Source organism: Streptomyces sp. SID14478 (genome assembly GCF_010548525.1).
GTDB lineage: Bacteria > Actinomycetota > Actinomycetes > Streptomycetales > Streptomycetaceae > Streptomyces.
This window is the reverse complement of sequence record NZ_JAAGMG010000955.1, coordinates 1-4,257: the sequence shown is the minus strand read 5'-3', so window position 1 is coordinate 4,257 and position 4,257 is coordinate 1. Positions and strand designations below refer to the sequence as shown.

The 4,257-nt window shown below is 70.4% G+C and carries 4 protein-coding genes; 1 reads left to right on the top strand and 3 read right to left on the bottom strand.

The features are described from left to right. From lanKC to G3I40_RS30950, 3 genes are all read right to left on the bottom strand, one after another. Positions 1 to 1,629: class III lanthionine synthetase LanKC (gene lanKC / locus G3I40_RS30960; protein WP_203645089.1), on the bottom strand; the 1,629-nt coding region annotated here is incomplete at its 3' end. Between the two features lie 178 nt (positions 1,630 to 1,807). Continuing rightward, a complete protein-coding gene (locus G3I40_RS30955; protein WP_164305939.1) occupies positions 1,808 to 2,041 on the bottom strand; it encodes a ferredoxin in 234 nt (77 codons plus the stop codon). A gap of 3 nt (positions 2,042 to 2,044) precedes the next feature. Beyond that, the gene (locus tag G3I40_RS30950) at positions 2,045 to 3,511 is read right to left on the bottom strand and encodes an aldehyde dehydrogenase (protein ID WP_164305938.1); all 1,467 of its coding nucleotides are present in this window, start codon (positions 3,509 to 3,511) and stop codon (positions 2,045 to 2,047) included. Positions 3,512 to 3,852: 341 nt separating this feature from the next. On the opposite strand from G3I40_RS30950, the gene G3I40_RS30945 reads away from it, so the two are divergent. After that, positions 3,853 to 4,257: MBL fold metallo-hydrolase (locus G3I40_RS30945; RefSeq protein ID WP_164305937.1), on the top strand; the 405-nt coding region annotated here is incomplete at its 3' end.

The following is a 4,257-nucleotide window of genomic DNA, read 5'->3' as shown; positions in this document are numbered from 1 at the left end:
GAGGCCGCCGCCGGTGGCGAACTGGACGACGTCGCCGGGAAAGAGCCGGTCGTCGCGGTCCGGGGTGGCCGAGGCGAGGAGGCCGGCGACCATGGAGTCGCGGCTGCGGGGCCAGTCGGCGGGTGCGGTGCGCGCGACGGCCGTGCGGACCGGGGCGCCGTGCTGCTCGCCCCGGGTGATCTCGGCGACGGCCTCGTCGAGGAACTCCCGCGGCACGGTGGGGAATTGGGCGGATATGATCTCGGCCAGGTGGGCGGCCTTGCCGCGGTCCACGACGAACAGCGTGGTGACGGGCAGGAACATCGCGATCCGCAGACAGGCGAGGGCGTAGCGGTCGACGTCCGTGCCGGTGCGGTCCATCGGCGCCCAGAACCCGGGGTGGGCGAGCATCTGCCCGCCGTCCTCCGCGACGTCGGTGGCCGCCTCGAAGTCGATGAGGGTCACGGTCTCCTCGTCGGGGTCGACCATGATGTTGAACATGTGCAGGTCGTTGAAGACGAGGCCGCGTTCGTGGACGGCGGCCACGGCCTTCTCGACGGCGGTGACGATCCGCAGCACCCAGTCCGCGTAGTCGGCGACGGCGCCCGGGTCGGGGTCCGGGGCGAGCAGCGGGTGGCGCGCGGCGAAGAATGCGTTGAGCGGGCGTCCCGCCACGTGGTCCATGACGAGGAAGCGGTGGCCGTCGACGTCCAGCCAGTCGCGCACCTCGGGCGCCACGCCGAGCCCCGAGAGCCGCTCCAGGGCGGCCTTCTCGCGCTCCAGGCGGACGATGGCGTCGGCCCCGTCGGCGGCCAGCCCTGCGTGCGGGCGGCCTTCCTTGAGGACGACCTTGCGGCCGTCGCGGGTGTCGGTGCCCCGGTAGACGCCGCCGCCGTTGGAGAAGTGCAGCGACTTCTCGAAGCGGTAGGGCAGGTCCGTGACGCTGGTGGCGTTGCGGGCGTCGAGGTGGGGCTTCAGGAAGTCGGGCAGGGGCGCCCAGGCGGGGACGTGGAAGACCGGGTCCCGGTGGTCGGGCACGAGGCGGCCCTCGGCGTCGGCTATGGCGCCGACGAGGGTGCCGCGTTCGTTGACGACGGTGCGGCGGGCGAAGGCGCCGTAGCGCACGTAGAGCGGCCCTTCGCCCCAGCGCAGATCGGTGAGGATGTACGGGCCTTCGAAGCCGTGCAGCAGTGCGCCGAGTTCTTCCAGAATGCGGTGGCATCTGGCCTCGTCGGCCGGATATATGGTGGCGAACTTTCCGCTGACGTCTCGCCCCGCGTATTTGGTGTTCCGCAAGTGCAGAAGATGGGGGGCGGGCACGAATTTGAAGGGGATGCGGCGCGGCACGCAGTAGTCCCACACGATGCCGGCGGTCTTCTCGGCGTTCTGCCGGGTCGCCGAGGCGTGGATCTTCCAGCCCTGCAAGGGGCCTTGGAGCGGTGTGCCGTCGGCGGCCAGAGGCGTGAGATTCAGCCAGTCACCATTGCCGGCGGAGCGCCAGCCGTCCGGGACGGGCCGCGTGGCGGTCTCGAACTCGGGAAAGCCCCCCGCTTTCCCGGGCTCGCCGTCTTTGCCGTCGACGGCCAGCCGGTCGGGGGTCTCGTAGAAATACGGGTCGGCCAGTGCATAGACCTCGTACCGCTTGTCCATGACGTGCGTCCCCTCCCCTTGGCGGCTGCGAGAGAAGATTTGCACGCCGCCAAGGAAAGGGGACAGTAACGACTGTCATGAGACAGCCGTGCGGAACGCACGAGTCAAGTAATGTTCGTCCCGTTCGAGTTATTCGAAAGAATGCTCGTCCCGTGGCTCCGCAGGCCTGCTCATGGGGCTATTCATCAGGCGGGAAGACCGACTCACCGCCCCCGGAGAGAGTGATCATGATCGCCTCGACGGGACAGCCCTCGGCGGCCTCCAGGACCTCCTCGTTCGCGTCCGTCTCGGCCGCGGTCGGGTGCGACTGCCGGGCGGTGTCGAGCCGGAAGCCGGCCGGCGCGGTGTTCACGCACATGCCGGACCCGATGCACACGCTCCGGTCGACCTCCACGTGCCAGCGGTCTCCCATGGGTCAGGCCCCCTCGGGCTCGTACCCGGCGGGCAGGTGGATCATCTTGTGCTCGAAGTACTCGCCGTAGCCCTCGGGCCCGAACTCCCGGCCCAGACCGGAGTTCTTGTAGCCGCCGAACGGGCCGAGCATGTCGAGGCTGAACGTGTTGACGCTGTACGTTCCCGTGCGCACCCGGCGCGCGATGTCGATGCCGCGCTCGGTGTCCGGGGTCCACACGCTGCCGCTGAGGCCGTAGTCGGAGTCGTTGGCGATCTTGACGGCCTCGGCCTCGTCCCCGTACGGGAGCAGGCAGATGACCGGGCCGAAGATCTCCTCGCGGGCGATGCGCATGGAGTTGTCGACGTCGCCGAAGAGGGTGGGTTCGACGTACCAGCCCTGCTCGAAGCCCTTCGGTACGCCGCCGCCGGTGAGGATCTTGGCGCCCTCCTGCTGGCCGATGCCGATGTAGTCGAGGGAGCGCTGCTGCTGCCGCTTGGCGACGAGGGGGCCGAGTTCGGTGGCCGGGTCGAGCGGGTCGCCGACCTTCAGTGCGGACGCCGCGGCGGCGAAGGCGTCGGCGAACTCGTCGTAGCGCGAGCGGGGTACGAGGATGCGGGTCTGCGCGACGCACGCCTGGCCGTTGATCATCCAGGCGAACGGGACGATGCCGGCGACGGCGCCCGCGGCGTCCGCGTCCTCCAGGATGATCGCGGCGGACTTGCCGCCGAGTTCCAGGGTGACGCGGGTGAGGTTGCGGGAGGCGACCTCCATGACGCGCTTTCCGGCACCGACCGAGCCGGTGAAGGAGATCTTGTCGACGCCGGGGTGGCCGACCAGGTACTCGCTGACCTCGCGGTCGGCGGGGATGACCGAGAGCACGCCCTCCGGCAGGCCCGCCTCGGCGGCCATCTCGGCCAGGAGATAGGCGTCGAGGGGCGTCTCGGGCGAGGTCTTCAGGATCACCGGGCAGCCGGCCAGCAGCGCCGGGGCGATCTTGGCGGCGGCGGTGAACTGCGGGACGTTCCACGGCACCACGGCGGCGACGACACCGACCGGCTCGCGTCGCACCAGCAGCTTGCCGAGGGCGCCGTCGCGCGCCTCCTCGTACGTGAAGTCGCGGGCGACGGTGAGCGCGGCGTCCCAGACCATCATCGCGGCGAGGGCCTGCACCATGATGCTGGAGGTGTAGGGGGTGCCGTTCTGGCTGCTGATGAGGCGGGCGATCTCCTCGTGCCGCACCGCGAAGGCGTCCTTGATCCTCGTGACGACGGCGATCCGCTCGTCGAGCGTCATCCGCGGCCAGGGCCCCTCGTCGAAGGCGCGGCGGGCGGCGGCGACGGCCCGGTCGACGTCGGCGGGCGCGGCGTGCGGCACCCGGCCGAAGACCTCGCCGGTGTGCGGGGAGACGACCTCGATGACGTCCTTGCCGAGGGGATCGGTCAACTCCCCGCCGATGAACAGCTGTCCGTGTTCCACGAGCTCGGTCATGGCTGACTTCCTCCTGCGCCCGGTGCGGTGATCCTCTTGTGCTCGACAGTTTCTGACGGTGTTTCAGAACTGATACCAGTTCTAGTTGTGATGCGGAAGGGCGGGGACGGCGACAGCGCGCGGGTTCGGCTCGCCGCGTGGGAACGGGGTACGCGGCGCACCGCCCGCCAACGTCACGCAGGACGACCGCCCGTGATCACAGGGTGAAGGGGTACGGACAGAGGCCCGCGGACGGACGGTGGACCGAGGCGACCATTGAAACGGGTTCTACAAATTCCCTTACAGTGGCGGGAGTTCGGCGCGGCGACAGGCACCACCCTTGGCGGCGGAGAGGCGACCCGATGACTCAGGCGACGCGGACACAGGTGACCGACCACGGCGGGGGCGTACGCAGCATCCGCGTCCCCATCCCCGACAATCCGCTCGGCTACACGCTGATCTACGTCCTGGACACCGACGCGGGCCCGGTCCTCGTCGACACCGGCTGGGACGACCCGGCGTCCTGGGACGCGCTGACGGCGGGCCTCAAGGCGTGCGGCACCGCGGTGGGCGAGCTCACCGGTGTCCTGATCACCCATCACCACCCGGACCACCACGGCCTGTCGGCGAAGGTGCGGGAGGCGTCCGGCGCCTGGATCGCCATGCACGAGGCGGACGCGGCGGTCGTGCGCCGCACCCGCGAGAACCCGCCCTCGCGCTGGTACGCGTACATGGGCGCCAAACTGCTGGCGGCCGGCGCCCCCGAG